Raw genomic sequence first — 720 nt, 5'->3', positions numbered from 1 at the left:
GACTCCCCCGTCACCGTACGCGTCGAGGTCACCGGCGCCCCCGGCTGCACCGTCCGCCTCGTCACCGACCAGGGCGTGCTGCACACCTCCGCGCCGCTGCCGGCGAGCGGGGAAGGGGCCGTGGAGTGGCGGACCACCCCGGCGTACGCCGCGTACGTGCGGGCGGAGGTGCGGCACGCGGCCGTCGCCGGGCCGCTGCCCGGAAGCCTGGCCGCTTTCACCAACCCCGTCTTCCTGGGACGCCGGTAGGCTCTGCGCCACGATGACTTCTCGCGCCGAACGCAAGTACCGCGTCGCCACGGCACTCCAGCGCCGCGTGGGGAACCCTCTGCTGCGCCGGATGCCGTTCCAGACCCTGCTGGAGACCACCGGCCGCGTGTCGGGCCTGCCCCGCACCACCCCGGTGGGCGGGCGGCGCGTCGGCGAGGTCTTCTGGCTGGTGTCGGAGTTCGGCGAACGCTCGCAGTACGTGCGGAACATCAAGGCGGACCCCCGGGTGCGGGTGCGCGTCCGGGGCCGCTGGCACACCGGCACCGCCCACCTGATGCCCGACGACGACCCCGTCGCCCGGCTGCGCACCCTCCCCCGCTTCAACAGCGCCGCCGTCCGTGCGATCGGGGCCGAACTGCTCACGGTACGGGTGGATCTGGACGGAGGAGGTCGCACATGTGAGGAGTCCGTGGCGGCCCGTCGCTCCCCGTGTGATCGGTGTCTCGCACG

1 protein-coding gene and 1 pseudogene are annotated in these 720 nt (G+C 74.0%); both read left to right on the top strand.

Annotation, left to right across the window (positions count from 1 at the left end; translation table 11 throughout):
• Nucleotides 1–249 (top strand): annotated as a pseudogene (locus LPA54_RS34040) (phosphoesterase); the annotation flags it as partial.
• A 13-nt stretch (nt 250–262) separates the two neighbouring features.
• Nucleotides 263–720, top strand: a 458-nt coding sequence (locus tag LPA54_RS34035) for a nitroreductase/quinone reductase family protein (RefSeq protein WP_228984543.1), incomplete at its 3' end; no start/stop codon positions are given.

The organism is Streptomyces sp. DH12, from assembly GCF_020873895.1.
Lineage (GTDB): Bacteria > Actinomycetota > Actinomycetes > Streptomycetales > Streptomycetaceae > Streptomyces.
This window is presented reverse-complemented; position numbering and strand designations above follow the sequence as displayed.